General features: G+C 66.6%; 18 protein-coding genes. 9 read left to right on the forward strand and 9 right to left on the reverse strand.

Annotated features, from left to right (window positions below):
• The first annotated feature begins 21 nt into the window (after nucleotides 1-21).
• A complete protein-coding gene (locus tag BDW16_RS10910; protein ID WP_241230434.1) occupies nucleotides 22-747 on the forward strand; it encodes a hypothetical protein in 726 nt (241 codons plus the stop codon).
• Here BDW16_RS10910 and BDW16_RS10915 read toward each other — a convergent pair.
• Nucleotides 744-1,271, reverse strand: a complete 528-nt coding sequence (locus BDW16_RS10915) for a thiamine phosphate synthase (protein WP_066578179.1) — start codon at nucleotides 1,269-1,271, stop codon at nucleotides 744-746. The two genes, BDW16_RS10910 and BDW16_RS10915, sit on opposite strands and share 4 nt — an antisense overlap.
• Nucleotides 1,272-1,293: 22 nt before the next feature.
• Between BDW16_RS10915 and BDW16_RS10920 the strand changes: the two genes are divergently transcribed.
• Both BDW16_RS10920 and BDW16_RS10925 read left to right on the forward strand, forming a co-directional pair.
• Entirely contained in the window at nucleotides 1,294-1,962 is a 669-nt protein-coding gene (locus BDW16_RS10920; protein ID WP_066578182.1) for a YggS family pyridoxal phosphate-dependent enzyme, read from the forward strand.
• Nucleotides 1,959-2,633, forward strand: a complete 675-nt coding sequence (locus tag BDW16_RS10925) for an HAD family hydrolase (RefSeq protein ID WP_237241219.1) — start codon at nucleotides 1,959-1,961, stop codon at nucleotides 2,631-2,633. Before BDW16_RS10920 ends, BDW16_RS10925 begins: the two co-directional genes overlap by 4 nt.
• Here BDW16_RS10925 and BDW16_RS10930 read toward each other — a convergent pair.
• From BDW16_RS10930 to BDW16_RS10950, 5 genes are all read right to left on the reverse strand, one after another.
• The gene (locus BDW16_RS10930; RefSeq protein WP_066578189.1) at nucleotides 2,630-3,064 is read right to left on the reverse strand and encodes a hypothetical protein; all 435 of its coding nucleotides are present in this window, start codon (nucleotides 3,062-3,064) and stop codon (nucleotides 2,630-2,632) included. The two genes, BDW16_RS10925 and BDW16_RS10930, sit on opposite strands and share 4 nt — an antisense overlap.
• Entirely contained in the window at nucleotides 3,064-4,122 is a 1,059-nt protein-coding gene (gene ribA, locus BDW16_RS10935) for a GTP cyclohydrolase II (protein ID WP_066578191.1), read from the reverse strand. Before ribA ends, BDW16_RS10930 begins: the two co-directional genes overlap by 1 nt.
• Nucleotides 4,119-4,904 (reverse strand): exodeoxyribonuclease III, encoded by a 786-nt coding sequence (locus BDW16_RS10940; protein WP_066578194.1) that lies wholly within the window; start codon nucleotides 4,902-4,904, stop codon nucleotides 4,119-4,121. The genes ribA and BDW16_RS10940 overlap by 4 nt, the downstream gene beginning before the upstream one ends.
• A gap of 346 nt (nucleotides 4,905-5,250) precedes the next feature.
• Nucleotides 5,251-5,868: a LolA family protein gene (locus tag BDW16_RS10945; protein WP_066578375.1), complete on the reverse strand. Its 618-nt coding sequence runs from the start codon at nucleotides 5,866-5,868 to the stop codon at nucleotides 5,251-5,253.
• A 153-nt stretch (nucleotides 5,869-6,021) separates the two neighbouring features.
• Nucleotides 6,022-6,480 carry a peptidylprolyl isomerase gene (locus BDW16_RS10950; protein WP_066578196.1) on the reverse strand — a complete coding sequence of 153 codons (459 nt, stop codon included), beginning with the start codon at nucleotides 6,478-6,480 and terminating at the stop codon, nucleotides 6,022-6,024.
• 259 nt (nucleotides 6,481-6,739) lie between these two features.
• Here BDW16_RS10950 and mgtE point away from each other — a divergent pair, with 259 nt between their 5' ends.
• Nucleotides 6,740-8,137 carry a magnesium transporter gene (gene mgtE, locus BDW16_RS10955; protein WP_066578197.1) on the forward strand — a complete coding sequence of 466 codons (1,398 nt, stop codon included), beginning with the start codon at nucleotides 6,740-6,742 and terminating at the stop codon, nucleotides 8,135-8,137.
• Between the two features lie 34 nt (nucleotides 8,138-8,171).
• The gene (locus BDW16_RS10960) at nucleotides 8,172-8,594 is read left to right on the forward strand and encodes a DUF1489 family protein (protein ID WP_066578199.1); all 423 of its coding nucleotides are present in this window, start codon (nucleotides 8,172-8,174) and stop codon (nucleotides 8,592-8,594) included.
• On the opposite strand, the gene msrA is transcribed toward BDW16_RS10960, so the two are convergent.
• From msrA to pabB, 3 genes are all read right to left on the reverse strand, one after another.
• The gene (gene msrA, locus BDW16_RS10965; protein ID WP_066578378.1) at nucleotides 8,591-9,217 is read right to left on the reverse strand and encodes a peptide-methionine (S)-S-oxide reductase MsrA; all 627 of its coding nucleotides are present in this window, start codon (nucleotides 9,215-9,217) and stop codon (nucleotides 8,591-8,593) included. The two genes, BDW16_RS10960 and msrA, sit on opposite strands and share 4 nt — an antisense overlap.
• Nucleotides 9,218-9,534: 317 nt before the next feature.
• Complete coding sequence (locus BDW16_RS10970) at nucleotides 9,535-10,734, reverse strand: pyridoxal phosphate-dependent aminotransferase (RefSeq protein ID WP_066578202.1); 1,200 nt, start codon at nucleotides 10,732-10,734, stop codon at nucleotides 9,535-9,537.
• A 34-nt stretch (nucleotides 10,735-10,768) separates the two neighbouring features.
• A complete protein-coding gene (gene pabB / locus BDW16_RS10975; RefSeq protein WP_066578204.1) occupies nucleotides 10,769-12,532 on the reverse strand; it encodes an aminodeoxychorismate synthase component I in 1,764 nt (587 codons plus the stop codon).
• A 79-nt stretch (nucleotides 12,533-12,611) separates the two neighbouring features.
• On the opposite strand from pabB, the gene BDW16_RS10980 reads away from it, so the two are divergent.
• The 4 genes from BDW16_RS10980 to BDW16_RS10995 are packed head-to-tail and all read left to right on the forward strand — an operon-like array spanning nucleotide 12,612 to nucleotide 14,459.
• Nucleotides 12,612-13,283, forward strand: coding sequence for an MBL fold metallo-hydrolase (locus tag BDW16_RS10980; protein ID WP_066578206.1), 672 nt, complete (start codon nucleotides 12,612-12,614; stop codon nucleotides 13,281-13,283).
• Between the two features lie 44 nt (nucleotides 13,284-13,327).
• On the forward strand, nucleotides 13,328-13,660 hold the full coding sequence (locus BDW16_RS10985; protein ID WP_066578208.1) for an ArsR/SmtB family transcription factor: 333 nt from the start codon (nucleotides 13,328-13,330) through the stop codon (nucleotides 13,658-13,660).
• Nucleotides 13,657-14,028, forward strand: coding sequence for a DUF1428 domain-containing protein (locus BDW16_RS10990; RefSeq protein ID WP_066578210.1), 372 nt, complete (start codon nucleotides 13,657-13,659; stop codon nucleotides 14,026-14,028). The genes BDW16_RS10985 and BDW16_RS10990 overlap by 4 nt, the downstream gene beginning before the upstream one ends.
• Complete coding sequence (locus BDW16_RS10995) at nucleotides 14,025-14,459, forward strand: SRPBCC family protein (protein ID WP_066578212.1); 435 nt, start codon at nucleotides 14,025-14,027, stop codon at nucleotides 14,457-14,459. Before BDW16_RS10990 ends, BDW16_RS10995 begins: the two co-directional genes overlap by 4 nt.

Genomic DNA, 14,459 nt, shown 5'->3' on the forward strand with positions numbered 1-14,459 from the left:
AAAGCCAAGGTAGGGGACGAAATGAGCGTTCGGCGACTCATGACTGGCATCGGGATCGGCGCGCTGGGCGCAGCCGGCCTTGTCGTCGCGCCCGCGCTTCTCGCCCAGACTGCCCCGCAGCAGCAGCGACTCGCCGTCACCAAGCGTGCGGCTTCGATCGGCAGCATCGGTACCTTTACCCCCGCGGCTGCGGACCCCAAGCTTGCGGCGGTTCTCGCGCGCACTGGTCTGGGCGGCAATGGTTTCCGATTCACACCCGCCGATTCGGCCCGTGCAACCAGCCGCAGCGTGACCGTAGCGGTACGCGCCCGGACGGCGCGCCCGGCAGCGGCGCTCGCGGATCGCGGCGCTGCGGCGCCCGCCGCCGTCACGCTGCAGCCGATCGCCTATAATCTCGGCATGTCGGTGGGTTGGAAGCGGTTCGCCGTTTCGGGGGATTTGTCCAAGCTCGATCTGGCTGGCCAGCCGGGCAGCCGCGAGGCGGTGGATGTCGGCATCAGCTATACCGGCAAGCGCGCATCGGGCCGGATCAAGGCCGGAGCCGAGCGCCCGCTCGACGGTGCGCCGCGCCTGATCGCCGCCGATCCCAGCTATTCGATCGATGTCGGCGGCTCCTATTCGCTGAGCCGCAATTTCGACCTGACCGCGGGCGTTCGCTACAAGTCGGAAGAGAACCGGCTGCCGCAGCTGACTGACAACCGGCGTGACAGCCAGTCGGTCTATGTCGGCACTGCGATCCGCTTCTAACCGCTCCACGCGTCGATCCCGGCCCAGCCATATACGCCTAGCGGCCTGAGTGCGCGCCAGCGGCGCTCGTTCATCCCGCCAAGTGCGATGACCGGTACGTTCGATCCGCGAATCAGCAACCCTAGTCGGACAGCTCCCAGCGTTCGCGCGCCGGGGTGGGAGCGAGTCGCGTGCACCGGCGAAACGAAGATCAGCTTCGCGCCGTTGCGCACCGCTGCGATCGCTTCTCGCCGGGAATGAACCGGTGCGGTCAGGGCGCCGCGATGACGGCCATGGCGCGGGGCCTGTTCCAGCCGCTCCGTGCCCGCGACAACCAGGACCAACCCCCGGCGCCGCGCGATTCGGGCGATCCTGGCGAACAGGACCCGACGCTCGGCCGGTGGCAGCCCGTAATGCCGCAGGATCACACCCGATCCCTTTGGCAATGCGGCAAGCGCATCCCAGAGCCTTTCACCCAGCCGCTCGTCGGTCATCAGCCAGCGCCGGGGCAATTCCTGGGCAAGGGAGGGGTGGCGGCGGCGCATTGCCCCTTCTATAGCCGCGCCCATGGCATCCGACACCGCTGACTCGCGCCTTTCCACCATCCGCGACCGAATCGCCCGTGCAGCGACCATCGCGCGCCGCGATCCGGCCGACGTCACGCTCATCGCGATTTCAAAGACGCATGGGGCGGACGCAATCCGCCCGCTGATCGATGCAGGCCAGCGCATATTCGGCGAGAATCGCGTGCAGGAAGCGGCGGCCAAATGGCCCGGTCTGCGCGAGGAGGCGCGGGGCATCGAACTCCATCTGGTCGGCCAGCTTCAGTCGAACAAAGCGGAGGAAGCAGTGGCGTTGTTCGACGCTATCCATTCGGTCGATCGCTCATCGCTCGTCACCGCGCTCGCGCACGCGATGGACAAGGCCGACCGCCGCCCGTCCTGCTTCGTTCAGGTCAATATCGGGGACGAGCCGCAAAAGGGGGGCTGCGCGGTCGCCGGCCTGCCGGTGCTGCTGGCCGAAGCGCGCAGTGCGGCGCTGCCGGTTGCGGGGTTGATGGCGGTTCCGCCCCTTGGCGTCGATGCGGCGCCCTATTTCGCCCTGCTGGCGAAGCTGGCGCGCGACCATGACGTCAGTGGCCTCAGCATCGGCATGTCCGACGATTTTGAGACTGCCGTCACCCTTGGCGCCACGCATGTCCGCGTCGGCACTGCCCTGTTCGGAGAACGTGAATGAGCCTGCCGATCCGCTTCGATGCCCTGATTTTCGACTTCGACGGCGTGCTCCTCGAAAGCGAATATGCCGGCAACAAGCAGGTCGCCGAGTATCTCACCGGGATCGGTCATCCGACCACCCCCGAAGAGTCGATGGCGAACTTCATGGGGTTTTCGGGACGCGAGTTTCTGGACGCCGTCGAACGCTGGATCGGCCGGCCGTTGCCCGATGATTTCCACGATGCGCGCGCGATCGAAGACCAGCGGGCGCTCGAGGAGGGAATCGAGGCCGTGGTCGGTGCCGTCGCCTTCATCCGCTCACTCCCGGAGTCGCTTCCCCGCGCCATCGCGTCGTCGAGCCGGACCCCCTGGATTGCCGGGCATCTCGACCATCTCGGCATCCGCGATGCATTCGGGGACAGGATCTTCAGCGGCCGCGAGCATGTGAAGCGCGGTAAGCCGGCGCCGGACATCTATCTTCACGCTGCGCAGGCGCTGGGCGTCGATATCGCACGTTGCGCGATCCTCGAGGATTCGCCGGTGGGGGCGACCGGCGCAGTCGCATCCGGCGCGCACGTCATCGGACTGTGCGCTGGCAGCCATTGCGGCGACGGACATGACGAACGGCTGCGTGCCGTCGGCGTCAACGATATCGCGCATGACTTCGGCGAGGTTGCCCGGCTGCTCGCCTAGCAGCCGCGATGCTTCAGCATGAATGCGCGCAAGGCGATCGCGTCCTCAAGCGCGTTGTGCGGTATCGCGCTAGCCTTGGCCGTGTCGAAGCCCGGGGCATCGCACAGCTCGAAGGTGATGCGTGCGATCGGGTGGCGATAACCGGGTCCCGCTATCAGTGTCATCGCGGCATGGGCGATATCCTCGGGCCAGTCGGCAATCACCACCGGATCGGGATCGCTCTCCAGATAGGCAGCGAGCGTTCGGCCCAGCGTTTCGCGATCCACCGACGCGATGTTGAGAACCGGCAACACATGCGCGGCGACCCAAGGTGTCGGCTCCGGGCATTCGAGCGCGGCGTAGAAAGGCGTGCCACCATCCTCCGGTGCGAGCGCCAATGCGATCAGCGGTCCGCCGAACCCATTGAACTCGGCGTCGAGATAGTAGCGCACTAGAGCTGGTGCCCCGTGCGGTCGCGCTTGGTCGCCAGATAGCGTTCATTGTGCGGGTTGGGCGGCAGGCTGTGCGGAACGCGTTCGGCAACCGCAATTCCTGTCGACTCAAGGCCGACGACCTTTTCGGGGTTGTTGGTGAGGAGGCGTACCCGATCCTGCCCCAGCAGCCTGAGCATCCGCCCGGCTACGCCGAAATCGCGCGCATCCACGGCGAATCCCAGCCTTGTATTGGCATCGACGGTGTCAAAGCCCTGATCCTGCAGGGCGTAGGCGCGCAGCTTGTTGATCAGGCCGATCCCGCGCCCTTCCTGGCGCAGATAAAGCAGCACGCCCCAGCCATTCTCGGCGATCGCATGAATCGCGGCGCGAAGCTGCGGTCCGCAATCGCATTTGAGGCTGCCGAGCACATCGCCCGTCAGACACTCGCTGTGCAGCCGCACCAGCGGCGCGGTGCCGTTGGGCTGGCCGATCAGCAGCGCGACATGCTCGTCCGGCGATTCGGGGGTGCGGAAGGCGACGATCTCGGCATTCTCGGCGCCTGCGACGGGCAGGCGCGCTCGAGTCACGATCCGCAGGCGGGCCGGATCTTCATGCGCATCGATATCGGCAGACGTGATCGCGCCTTCGGCCTCGCCTTCACGGATGAAGAAGGCCGGAAGCAGCCCAGCGATGCGCGCGAGCCGCAGCGCTGCCGCGGCGGCATCGGGTACGGGCACGGGAATCGCGCGGAACGGTCCCTTGAGCGGGGTGGCGAGGTCTAGCTGCGGGTCGGCCAGCGCCACCGCACCGTCGAAGTCGAGCCAGAGTGCGCGCTGGACCAGCACAGGTGCATCGGGGACGGCGGCATCGCGCTGGTTGGCGAGCTTGAGCGTCGCCGCGCGGCCCGCGGAGATCAGGACGGGCGCTGAGGACTCGGGGTCGAACTCAGCCAGACGCGCGGCGTCGCCCGTTTCGATCGCCAGCAGCGAGAGCGTACCCGATTCGCCGCGGATCGCGATCGGCCAGCCGCGGCGCAGGGCGTCGATCGCGCGGGCAGCGGCGCGGGGGGCGCTCAAAAGTCGAACTCGGTGACGATCGGGACATGGTCCGAGGGTTTGAGCCAGCCGCGGCACGGCTCACACACGCGGTGCGCGGTCGCCCTGGCCGCGACGTCCTTGCTCGCCCACATATGATCGAGCCGGCGGCCGCGATCCGACGCCGCCCAGTCCTTGGCGCGATAGCTCCACCACGTGAAGCAACGCTCGGGCGCCGGGATGAAGTGGCGGCCGAGATCGACCCATTCGTTCGCCGCCTGAAGCCGGGCCAGCGCCTCGACCTCGATCGGCGTATGGCTGACGACGCCGAGCAGCTGCTTGTGGCTCCACACGTCGGATTCGAGCGGGGCAATGTTGAAGTCGCCGGTCAGGATCACGGGCAGATCGCCCAGCCCCTCCGACCAGCGGGTCATCCGCTCGACAAAATCGAGCTTCTGGCCGAATTTGGGGTTCGCCTCGCGGTCGGGAATGTCGCCGCCGGCGGGGACATAGACATTCTCGAGCCGCACGCCGTTGGGAAGGCGCACGCCGACGTGCCGCGCTTCGCCATTGGCCTGCCAGTCGAGCCGGTCGTCCTCGGTGACGGGGACGCGGCTGATGATCGCGACGCCGTGGTGCATGCGCTGGCCGTGGATGATGATGTGATCATAGCCCAGCGCGCGTAGCGGCGCGTGGGGGAAATCCCCGTCGATCACCTTGGTTTCCTGAAGGCACAGGATATCGGGCGCCTCCTCGCGGAGGAATTGCTCGACGATCTCCATGCGGAAGCGGACGGAGTTGATGTTCCAGGATGCGATCTTCATGCGACCGGGGATGTAGTCGGGGAAGCCGTGCGGCGCCAGAGAGTCGTTCTGCGCCTGACGGCGCAGGGGGCACGGCCCGCTCCTCACCCGGCCCCCATCGAAGATACCTTGAAGTAGGTGGCTGGACGGGGGAGCGGGCCGGTGCCGCGCCGCGAAGCGGCCAACCCTAAAGCGCCAAAGGCCCCCGCTCCGGGGGCATGGAGCGAGGGCCGACCTGGCGTTCGTCACGCAGGCGGGACGAGGTAGCTTCGGGCAACAGGGGGAAAAATCCCGAAAGCCCCGTCCGCACTATGTGTGTTAGCGGTAGGAAGCTGTCGCCAACATGAATGGCACCGCCCAAAGCGGATCAGCGGCGCCCGCCGCGATTCCGCGGGTCGTTCCAGCGGAACGTTCCGTCGCTCACCGGAGCGTTGAACCGCTGGTTGGTCAGGCGAACGGTGGTGCGGTTGTTCTGCGAATCGAGTGCCACCCAGCCCTGGAGCATCAGGCCGCCGGGCGCTGCGGAATTGCGGGCGAACACCATCGTCAGGCGCCCGTACTCGGGCCGCTTGGGGTCATGAGCTTCGATGCTGACCACATCGGGACTGCCGGTCGGCACCACCTTGGCGAAGCGCGAAATGTCCTGATCGGGGTTCAGCAGCACGCCCAGCGGCGAGTTCTTGACCGGCCAGCGCGATACCTGCTTGACCGAATAGTCAATGAACCACAGCGAGCTGCCGTCGCCGACGATCAGCAGCGGCACGCCCTTTTCATACTGGAAACGGACCTTGCCCGGCTTCTTGAGCGTGAGCGTACCGTTGAGCGTCTTGCCTGCGCGGTCGGTCTGCGCGAACGATGCCGTCATCGTCTGCGCGCCACGCAGATGCTGCTGCACCTGAGCGAGCGTGCCCTGCTGCTGAGCAGCGGCGGGCAGGGCAAGGGGAAGAGCTACGGCGGCCAGAACCGCCAGGGGCCGGATCGTCATGGGTTTGCCAAACATATCCACGCCCCTGCCGGTTCCGTGTTGAACGGGTTCTGAATAGGACGGTGCCGGCCGCTCTCCCGCTCGACCACCCATCAAGATACACTAGCATGGGTCGCCAGGCGGGGGAGCGGGCCGGCACCGCGAAAAAAGGCTTCAGGCTTCGCTGCGCGCCTTGACGATCTTGCCCGGGGTGCGCGGCGGCTCGCCCTTGGGCAGCGCGTCGACATGCTCCATGCCCTCGGTCACTTCGCCCCACACGGTGTACTGGCCGTCGAGGAAGGTCGCATCGTCGAGGCAGATGAAGAACTGCGAATTGGCGCTGTTGGGATCGTTGGTGCGCGCCATCGAGCAGACGCCGCGGACGTGCGGCGCGCGGCTGAACTCGGCGGGGAGGTTGGGCTCTTTCGACCCGCTCATGCCGGTGCCGGTCGGATCGCCGCCCTGCGCCATGAAGCCGTCGATCACCCGGTGGAAGACGACGCCGTCATAGAAGCCGCTGTCGGCCAGCTTGGTGATCCGCTCGACATGTTGCGGCGCCAGATCGGGACGCAGCTTGATGTGCACGTCACCGGTGTCGAGCGTCATGACGAGGCGGCTGGGAAGGTCGGCCATTTGAAACACAACTCCGAAAATAAAATGGGGGCGCGTCAACTAGGCACTCCCACGCGCCGTTGCAAATCGCCGGCGTGGGTTTCGACAGGATCGCGCCGGTCCGGGATCCGGCAACAGCGCCCTGTGCTGCTGCATCATGCCGGGGGCATGCCCGGCCGGACACGCGCCGTCTCTCTCCGTCAAACCGGCGCCGCTGCGGATTGGCAGCGGGATTCGAGCGCGTTAGAGGGAGGGCAGGCGCGAAGCAGGGGAAGGCTCGATGACCGACGAGACCGAGACCACCGCGCCGGATTCCGTAGCCCGCGATTCGCACGAGCATCTCAGCCGCGATTTCGTGCGCACCGTGCTCGATCTGGTCGAGGCCGGCGATGTCGAGGCGGTGCGCGAGAAGGTCGAGCCGCTCCACCCGGCAGACATCGCCGATCTGGTCGAACTGACCCCGGCCGAGCAGCGCCAGCCGCTCGCCGCGGCCATTGCGGGCCTCATCGACGGCGACGTGCTCGCCGAGATGAACGACTGGGTGCGCGACGAGCTGATCGAAGCGCTCGATCCGCACGAGGTCGCGGACATCGCCGCCGAACTCGATACCGACGACGCCGTCGCGATCATCGAGGACATGGAGGAAGAGGATCAGCGCGCGGTGCTGCGTGCCCTCGACCCGGACGATCGCGCGGCGATCGAGGAAGCGCTTTCCTATCCCGAGGAATCCGCCGGTCGCCTGATGCAGCGCGAGCTGATCGCGGTGCCTGAGCATTGGACCGTCGGCGACGTGCTCGATTACCTCCGCGGCGAGGAGGAGCTGGCGACCGACTTCTGGGAAATCTTCGTGGTCGATCCCGGGCACAAGCCGGTCGGCACCTGTGCCTTGTCGTGGATCCTGCGTACCCCGCGCTCGGTGGCGATGGGTGACGTCATGAAACGCGAGCAGACACTGATCCCGGTTGGGATGGATCAGGAAGAAGTCGCGCTGATCTTCCAGAAATACGCGCTGATCTCCGCCGCGGTGATCGATGACAGCGGCCGTCTGGTCGGCATGATTACGGTGGACGACGTCGTCCACATCATCTCCGAGGAAGCGGGCGAGGACGCGCTGTTGCTGTCGGGTGCGGGCGAGGGCGACATCAACGAACCCGTGGTCGATTCGTACAAGGTGCGCGTGCGCTGGCTGATCGCCAATCTCGGTACGGCGATGGTCGCCGCGACGATCATCGGCATGTTCGAAGGTACGATCGCCAAGATGGTGACGCTCGCCGCGCTGATGCCGATCGTCGCCGGCGTCGGCGGCAATGCCGGCACGCAGACGATGGCGGTGACAGTGCGCGCACTCGCCACCAACCAGCTCACCCAGTCCAACACCATGCGTGCGATCCGGCGCGAGATTAAGGTTGCCCTGCTCAACGGAGTCACCATCGCCGCGGTTCTGGGCAGCGGCGTCGGTCTCGTCTTCCAGAATCCGTTGCTCGGCGGGGTGATCGCCACCGCGATGCTTGCGAACATCGTCATCGCCGGCTGCGCAGGGGTGCTGGTGCCGCTCACCCTCGCCCGGTTCCGTGCGGATCCGGCGGTTGCCTCGTCGGTGTTCGTGACGATGACCACCGATTCGATGGGCTTCCTCGTCTTCCTCGGCCTGGCCAGCGCGAGCGGTCTTACCGGCTGATTGGCCGGTTGAACCGCACGCGGCTTGCGCCCAGATGGGAAGCGTGCCGCTTCATCTCACCAAGGTCGCCTATGGGTGCGACAGCATCGACTATCTGCGCGAGCGTCTGGCGCTGCGTGCGGCGCATGGCCCGACGGCGTTCCTGACGACGCGCTATCTGCCCAAGCGGCATGAGGAAATCGCCTCCGAGGGAGCCGAGGGCGGTTCGTTGTTCTGGATCATCAAGCATCAGCTGGTCGGACGCTCGCCCATCCTGCGCTTCGGTGAGGCTGAAGGCGGGCGCGTGGCGATCCATCTCGCGCCTGAACTGATCCTGGTCCAGCCGCGCCCCAAGCGCGCGCATCAGGGCTGGCGCTATCTCGAAGGCAGCGATGCGCCGCCCGATCTTGGCACCGGCGACATGGCGTCACTTCCGCCCGAACTGGCGGGGAAGCTGGCGGAGCTCGGGATCGTCTAGCGCGCGAGCGAAGGGAAGGCGGCGCGGAACGCCGCGACCTTCGGCTTGTCCCAGCGGACGATATAGGGGTGGTTGGGGTTACGGCGGGCAAAGTCCTGGTGCTGCGCCTCGGCGAGATAGAACTGGCCCTGTTCGACGGTCGTCACGATCGGCTTGCCGTAGATCCCCGCCTTGCCGAGCTGGTCGATATAGGCGCGGGCAACGCGTACCTGTCCCGGATTTTGCGGGAAGATCGCCGAACGGTAGCTCGGGCCTGTATCGGGACCCTGCCGGTTGAGCTGGGTAGGATCGTGCGCGACCGCGAAGTAGATGCGGAGCAGCGTGGCATAGCTTACCCGACGCGGATCATAGACGATGCGTACCGCTTCGGCATGGCCGGTGCGTTCGGTGGAAACCTGTTGGTAGGTCGCGGTTGCCTTGGTGCCGCCGGCATAGCCGCTGGTGACGGCGCGGACGCCCTTCACCTGTTCGAACACAGCCTCGACGCCCCAGAAACAGCCCCCGGCAAGAACCGCGACCTGATCGCCCGCTGCGGGCGCGACGTCGATGGTGGAGGGGGGAATCGCGACCGCCTTCTCGGCTTTGGCGGATGGGATCGGCGGGACGAGTCCCGCAGCCGACATGAAGCCCAGGCTCGCCAGTCCGGCAAGGCCGAGGGCTGCCGCCCGCATCAGAAGAACGGGGTCGCCGTCACGCGCTCGATATTGAGCGCGACCATACCGATCGCACCGAGCGAGAACCCGGCCAGAACACGCCGCAGGAACTGCGACTTCAAAACCGTAAGCATCACATTGCCCTTTGTCTTGGGTTGGAGCGGAGATGGGGTCTCCGCCCTTGAATCCAAGAGAAGTTCTACTTGGCCGGGATGAACATGCGCTGGCCGGCTTGTTCACCCATTCGTTCAGGAAGCCGAAAAGGTTTCAGGCCTTGCCGGAAAAACTCAGCGCAGTGCGGCACAGGCTTCCTGGATACGGCCGCATGCCTCGGCCAGCACGTCCTCGCTCGTCGCGTAGCTGATGCGCAGCGCGGGTGAGAAACCGAACGCGCCGCCATGCACCGCCGCGACCTTGGCGTCGTCGAGCAGGTAGCCGACCATCGTCTCGTCGGTGTCGATCACCAGACCCTTGGGCGTGGTCTTGCCGATCAGCTGGCTGAATTCGGGATAGACGTAGAAGGCGCCCTCGGGCCGCGGGCAGTTCATGCCGTTGATCTGGCCGAGCATCGACACGACGAGGTCGCGGCGCTTCTGGAAGGCTGCAGCGCGATCCTTGAGGAACGACTGGTCGCCGTTGAGCGCCGCCACCGACGCGGCTTGCGACACGCTGCACGGGTTGCTGGTCGACTGCGACTGGAGCTTGCCCATCGCCTTGATCAGCCACTGCGGGCCGCCGGCATAGCCGATGCGCCAGCCGGTCATCGCATAGGCCTTTGACACGCCGTTGGCGGTCAGCGTGCGCTCGTAGAGCGACGGGCAGACTTGCGCGATCGTCGCGAATTCGAAGCCGTCGTACAGGATATGCTCGTACATATCGTCGGCATAGATCAGCACATTCGGATGCCGCTCGAGCACCTCGCCCAGCGCTTTCAGTTCCGCGGCGCTGTACGCGGCGCCGGTGGGATTGGACGGCGAGTTGAGCACGACCCACTTGGTCCTGGCGGTGATCGCGGCCTCAAGCTGCTCGGGCTTGATCTTGTAATTCGCCTCGGCGCCCGCGGCGATGAACACCGGCTTGCCGCCCGCGAACTCGACCACATCGGGATAGCTTACCCAATAGGGTGCGGGAATGACGACCTCGTCACCCGCGTCGATCGTCGCGCAGAAGGCGTTGAACAGCGTGTGCTTGCCGCCCGAGTTCACGCTGATCTGGTTCTCGGCATAGGTGAGGCCGTTGTCGCGGGCGAACTTGCCCACGATCGCGGCCTTGAGCTCGGGCGTGCCATCGACATTGGTGTATTTGGTGATGCCCTTGCGGATCGCCTCGATCGCAGCTTCCTTGACGAAGTCGGGCGTGTCGAAATCGGGCTCGCCCGCGCCCAGACCAATCACGTCGATGCCCTGCCGTTTCAGCTCGAATACGCGGCTCGTCATGGCGAGCGTAGCGGAAGGCTGGATACGGTTGAGCGCGGCGGAAGTCTGCATGGGCGGTCGCCTGTATGGAGGGGAAACGCGCGCCCTATAGGTCCGCCGGTGCCTCCTCCGCAACCGTAACCGCGGAAACCAGTCCGCGCAGCGCGTTGCCGATGAAGAATCCGTTGCCGAGGTCTGCGGGCGTGAGCTCCGCTTCGGCCGCGCGGCCGGTGTCGATCAACTCGGCGCGCAGCACCCCCGGAAGCGCGCCCCGGGCCAGTGGCGGGGTGAGCAACCGGCCGTTTCGCTCGACGAAGATGGAGGTGAAGCTGCCCTCGGTCAGATACCCTTCGGCATCGACATAGAGCGTCTCGAACGCGCCTGCGCTGCGGGGATAGACGCTGCGGTCGCTGGTCTTATGGGCGAGGCGAAAGTCGCGCGGCGCAACCTGGCGCGCGCGGATGGCGACCGAGACCGGCCCGTCCGGTGCGGCGGGCATCGGCGCTGTGCCGATCGCGACATTGCCGTTGCGCGAGAGCAGCAGGCGCACCCGTGAAGGCGCGCGCAGGCGGAAGGTTGCCGCCTGAAGCTCGTTGCGCGCGGCGTGCCGGTCGAAGGCGAAGCCCAGCGCCTGCGCGCTCGCCTTCATCCGCGCCAGATGCCGTTCGAGCAGCGGAATGCCTTCCCTGGGGTCGAACGCCATCGTTTCAATGAGGTCCACCTGCCGCTGCCCCCGTGTCAGGAACGCGCCCTTGGCCAGGCACTCGTCCCATTCTTCCCCCGCGCGTGAATCCGCGACCACGCCCGATCCCAGGCCGATGCTCGCGGTTTCGCTGACGCGAGGCAAGTGCAGCGTGCGGATCGCGACGTTGAAGGCGGCATCTCCGTTTGGATCGATGCGCCCGATCGAGCCGGTGTAAGGCCCTCGCGCATCCGGTTCGACCGCGTCGATCACCTCCATCGCGCGGATCTTGGGAGCGCCGGTGATCGAACCGCAGGGGAAGGTCGCGGCCAGCACGTCGGCGATGCCGGTTCCATCCGCGAGCCGGGCCGAAACGGTCGAGACCATCGTGTGCAGGGTCGGATAGGTCTCGACCTTGAACAACTCTGGCACGCGGACGCTTCCCGGCGCCGCGATGCGCGTGAGGTCGTTGCGCATCAGATCGACGATCATCAGATTCTCGGCGCGCTGCTTGGCGTCGGTTGCCAGCGTTGCCCTGGCGGCCTCGTCCTCCTCGGGGGTGGCACCGCGCGGTGTGGTCCCCTTCATCGGTCGCGCAATCAACTCGCCATCGCGCAGCGCGAAGAACAGCTCGGGCGAGAAGGACAGCAGCCAGTCGTCGCCCGTCCAGACGATCCCGCCATAGCCCGCCGCCGCGCGCGCCCGGATCGCGGCATAGGCGGCCAGCGGATCGCCCAGCATGCGTACCGATGCCCGGAAGCTCAGATTGGCCTGATAGATATCCCCCGCCTCGATCCAGTCGTGTACGCGGGCGAAGGCGGCGTCATAGGCGGCGCGCATGATCCCGGGCTGCGGCCGGCCGATCCAGGCCCCTCTCGGGTCGGGCAACAGCGCGATGACGTCATCAGTCGCAATGGTCTCGAACCCCTCGAACAGCCCGAACCAGAGCAGCGGAGACGAAGAATGGCGGGCGCGGAGCCTGGGCTCGAGCGCATGGCCTGCCTCATAGGCGAGATGTCCTGCCGCATGCAGGCCCTCCGCACATGCGGCATCCAGTGCATCGAGTGCGGGCTGCACCTCTTGCGGTGTTTGCGCCGTCACGATCCGCACCGGATCGCGATACAGCCGCGCATCGGCGCCATCCGGCCGGGCATCGTCGAGCAGCACGAAAGGAGCCGGTCCAAGCATCGGCCCGCATTGCAATCCCGCGCGCCGCGCCGCAACCCTCTGTTGCCGCCCTCCGCCGCTCCGCCTATCTCCACGGGCGATGAACACGGCTTCCACCCCTCCGCTTCGCGCCGCGATCGTGCCGGTCACGCCGCTCCAGCAGAACAGCACCCTTCTCTGGTGTACCGAAACCATGCGCGGTGCCTTCACCGATCCCGGTGGCGACCTCGACCGGCTCAAGGCGGCGGCGCAGCAGCATGGCGTCACGATCGAGAAGCTGCTGATCACCCACGGCCATATCGATCATTGTGGCCAGGCGGGGATGCTGGCGAAGGAACTGGGCGTGCCGATCGAGGGCCCGCACGAGGCCGATCGCTTCTGGATCAGTCGCCTCGACGACGATGGCCGCAAGTACGGCATCGACGGCAAGCCGTTCGAACCCGATCGCTGGCTGGTCGATGGCGATACCGTCACCGTCGGCAACTTGACGCTCGACGTCTATCACTGCCCCGGCCACACGCCGGGCCATGTCGTGTTCCACCACGCGCCGTCGAAGCTCGCCATCGTCGGCGACGTGATCTTTCAGGGGTCGATCGGCCGCACCGATTTCCCGATGGGCAATCATCAGGACCTGCTCGACGCAATCACCGGCAAGCTGTGGCCGCTGGGCGGCGACACCGTCTTCGTCCCCGGCCATGGCCAGCCGAGCAATTTCGCCCAGGAACGCCGCACCAACCCCTTCGTCGCCGATGCGGTGCTTGCAAGAAGTTAAACCGATCGGTTGACAATTGTCGGAGCAAGTCGTAATTCAACCACATGGTTGAACGACTCGACATGACGTTCCATGCCCTCGCCGATCCGACGCGCCGGGGAATGCTGGCGAGCCTCGCGCTCGGCGAAAAGAGCATCGGCGAACTGGCCCAGCCCTATGCGATGAGCTTCGCGGGCGCCTCCAAGCATGTTCAGGTGCTTGAGCGCGCCGGTCTCGTCACGCGCCGCAAGGCCGGGCGTGCCCAGATCTGCGCGCTCCGTCCGGAGCCGCTCGCCGAGGCAAACCGATGGCTCGAGCAGTGGAGCGGCTTCTGGAACACTCGCCTCGACAATCTCGAAGCCTTGCTTCGCTCCGAACCGAAGGGCGGTTCCCGATGACCTATATCGACGGCTTCATACTCGCCGTGCCTACAGCCAATCGCGAACGGTTCCGCGCGATGGCCTCGCGCGTCGGCAAGATCTTCGTCGAGCATGGCGCGCTGCGCGCGGTCGAGAATTGGGGAGACGACGTCGCCAGGGGCGAGATCACCGATTTCTATCGCGCGGCACAGGCCGGAGAGGACGAAACCATCGTCTTCTCCTTCATCGAATGGCCGTCGAAGGAGGCACGCGACCGGGGCAATGAAACGGCTGCGGCCGACCCGCGTCTCGAGCCCTTGCCCGGAGAAAGGGACATCTTCGACTCGCGGCGCATGATCTATGGTGGCTTCGTGCCGGTGGTCGACGAGCGGGGCAGCGACCGATGAGCGGGCCCGTCATTCTTACGATCCGCCGCGACTTCGCGGCCTCGCCCGAGCGTGTGTTCGACGCCTGGCTCGATCCGGCGCAGGCGCGACGCTTCCTGTTCGCGACGCCGGAGGGCGAGATGCGGACGGTGGAGATCGATGCCCGCGTCGGCGGCACCGCGCACATCGTCGAGCGGCGCACACAGGGCGATGCCGTCCACCGCCTCCGGTTCGAGGTGATCGATCGCCCCGCCCGGCTCGTCTTCCTGTTCGCCGCCGATCCTGCGGAGGATGGCGAATGGACTCGGGTCAGCATTGCCATCGTGCCGACCGCGACGGGCTGCACCCTCACCCTCACCCACGAAATGGACCCGCAATGGGCCGCCTATGAAGATCAGACGCGCGGCGGCTGGACGATGATCCTCGCCAGCCTCGCCCGCATCACGGAGTGA

The organism is Sphingomonas koreensis (genome assembly GCF_002797435.1).
GTDB lineage: Bacteria > Pseudomonadota > Alphaproteobacteria > Sphingomonadales > Sphingomonadaceae > Sphingomonas > Sphingomonas koreensis.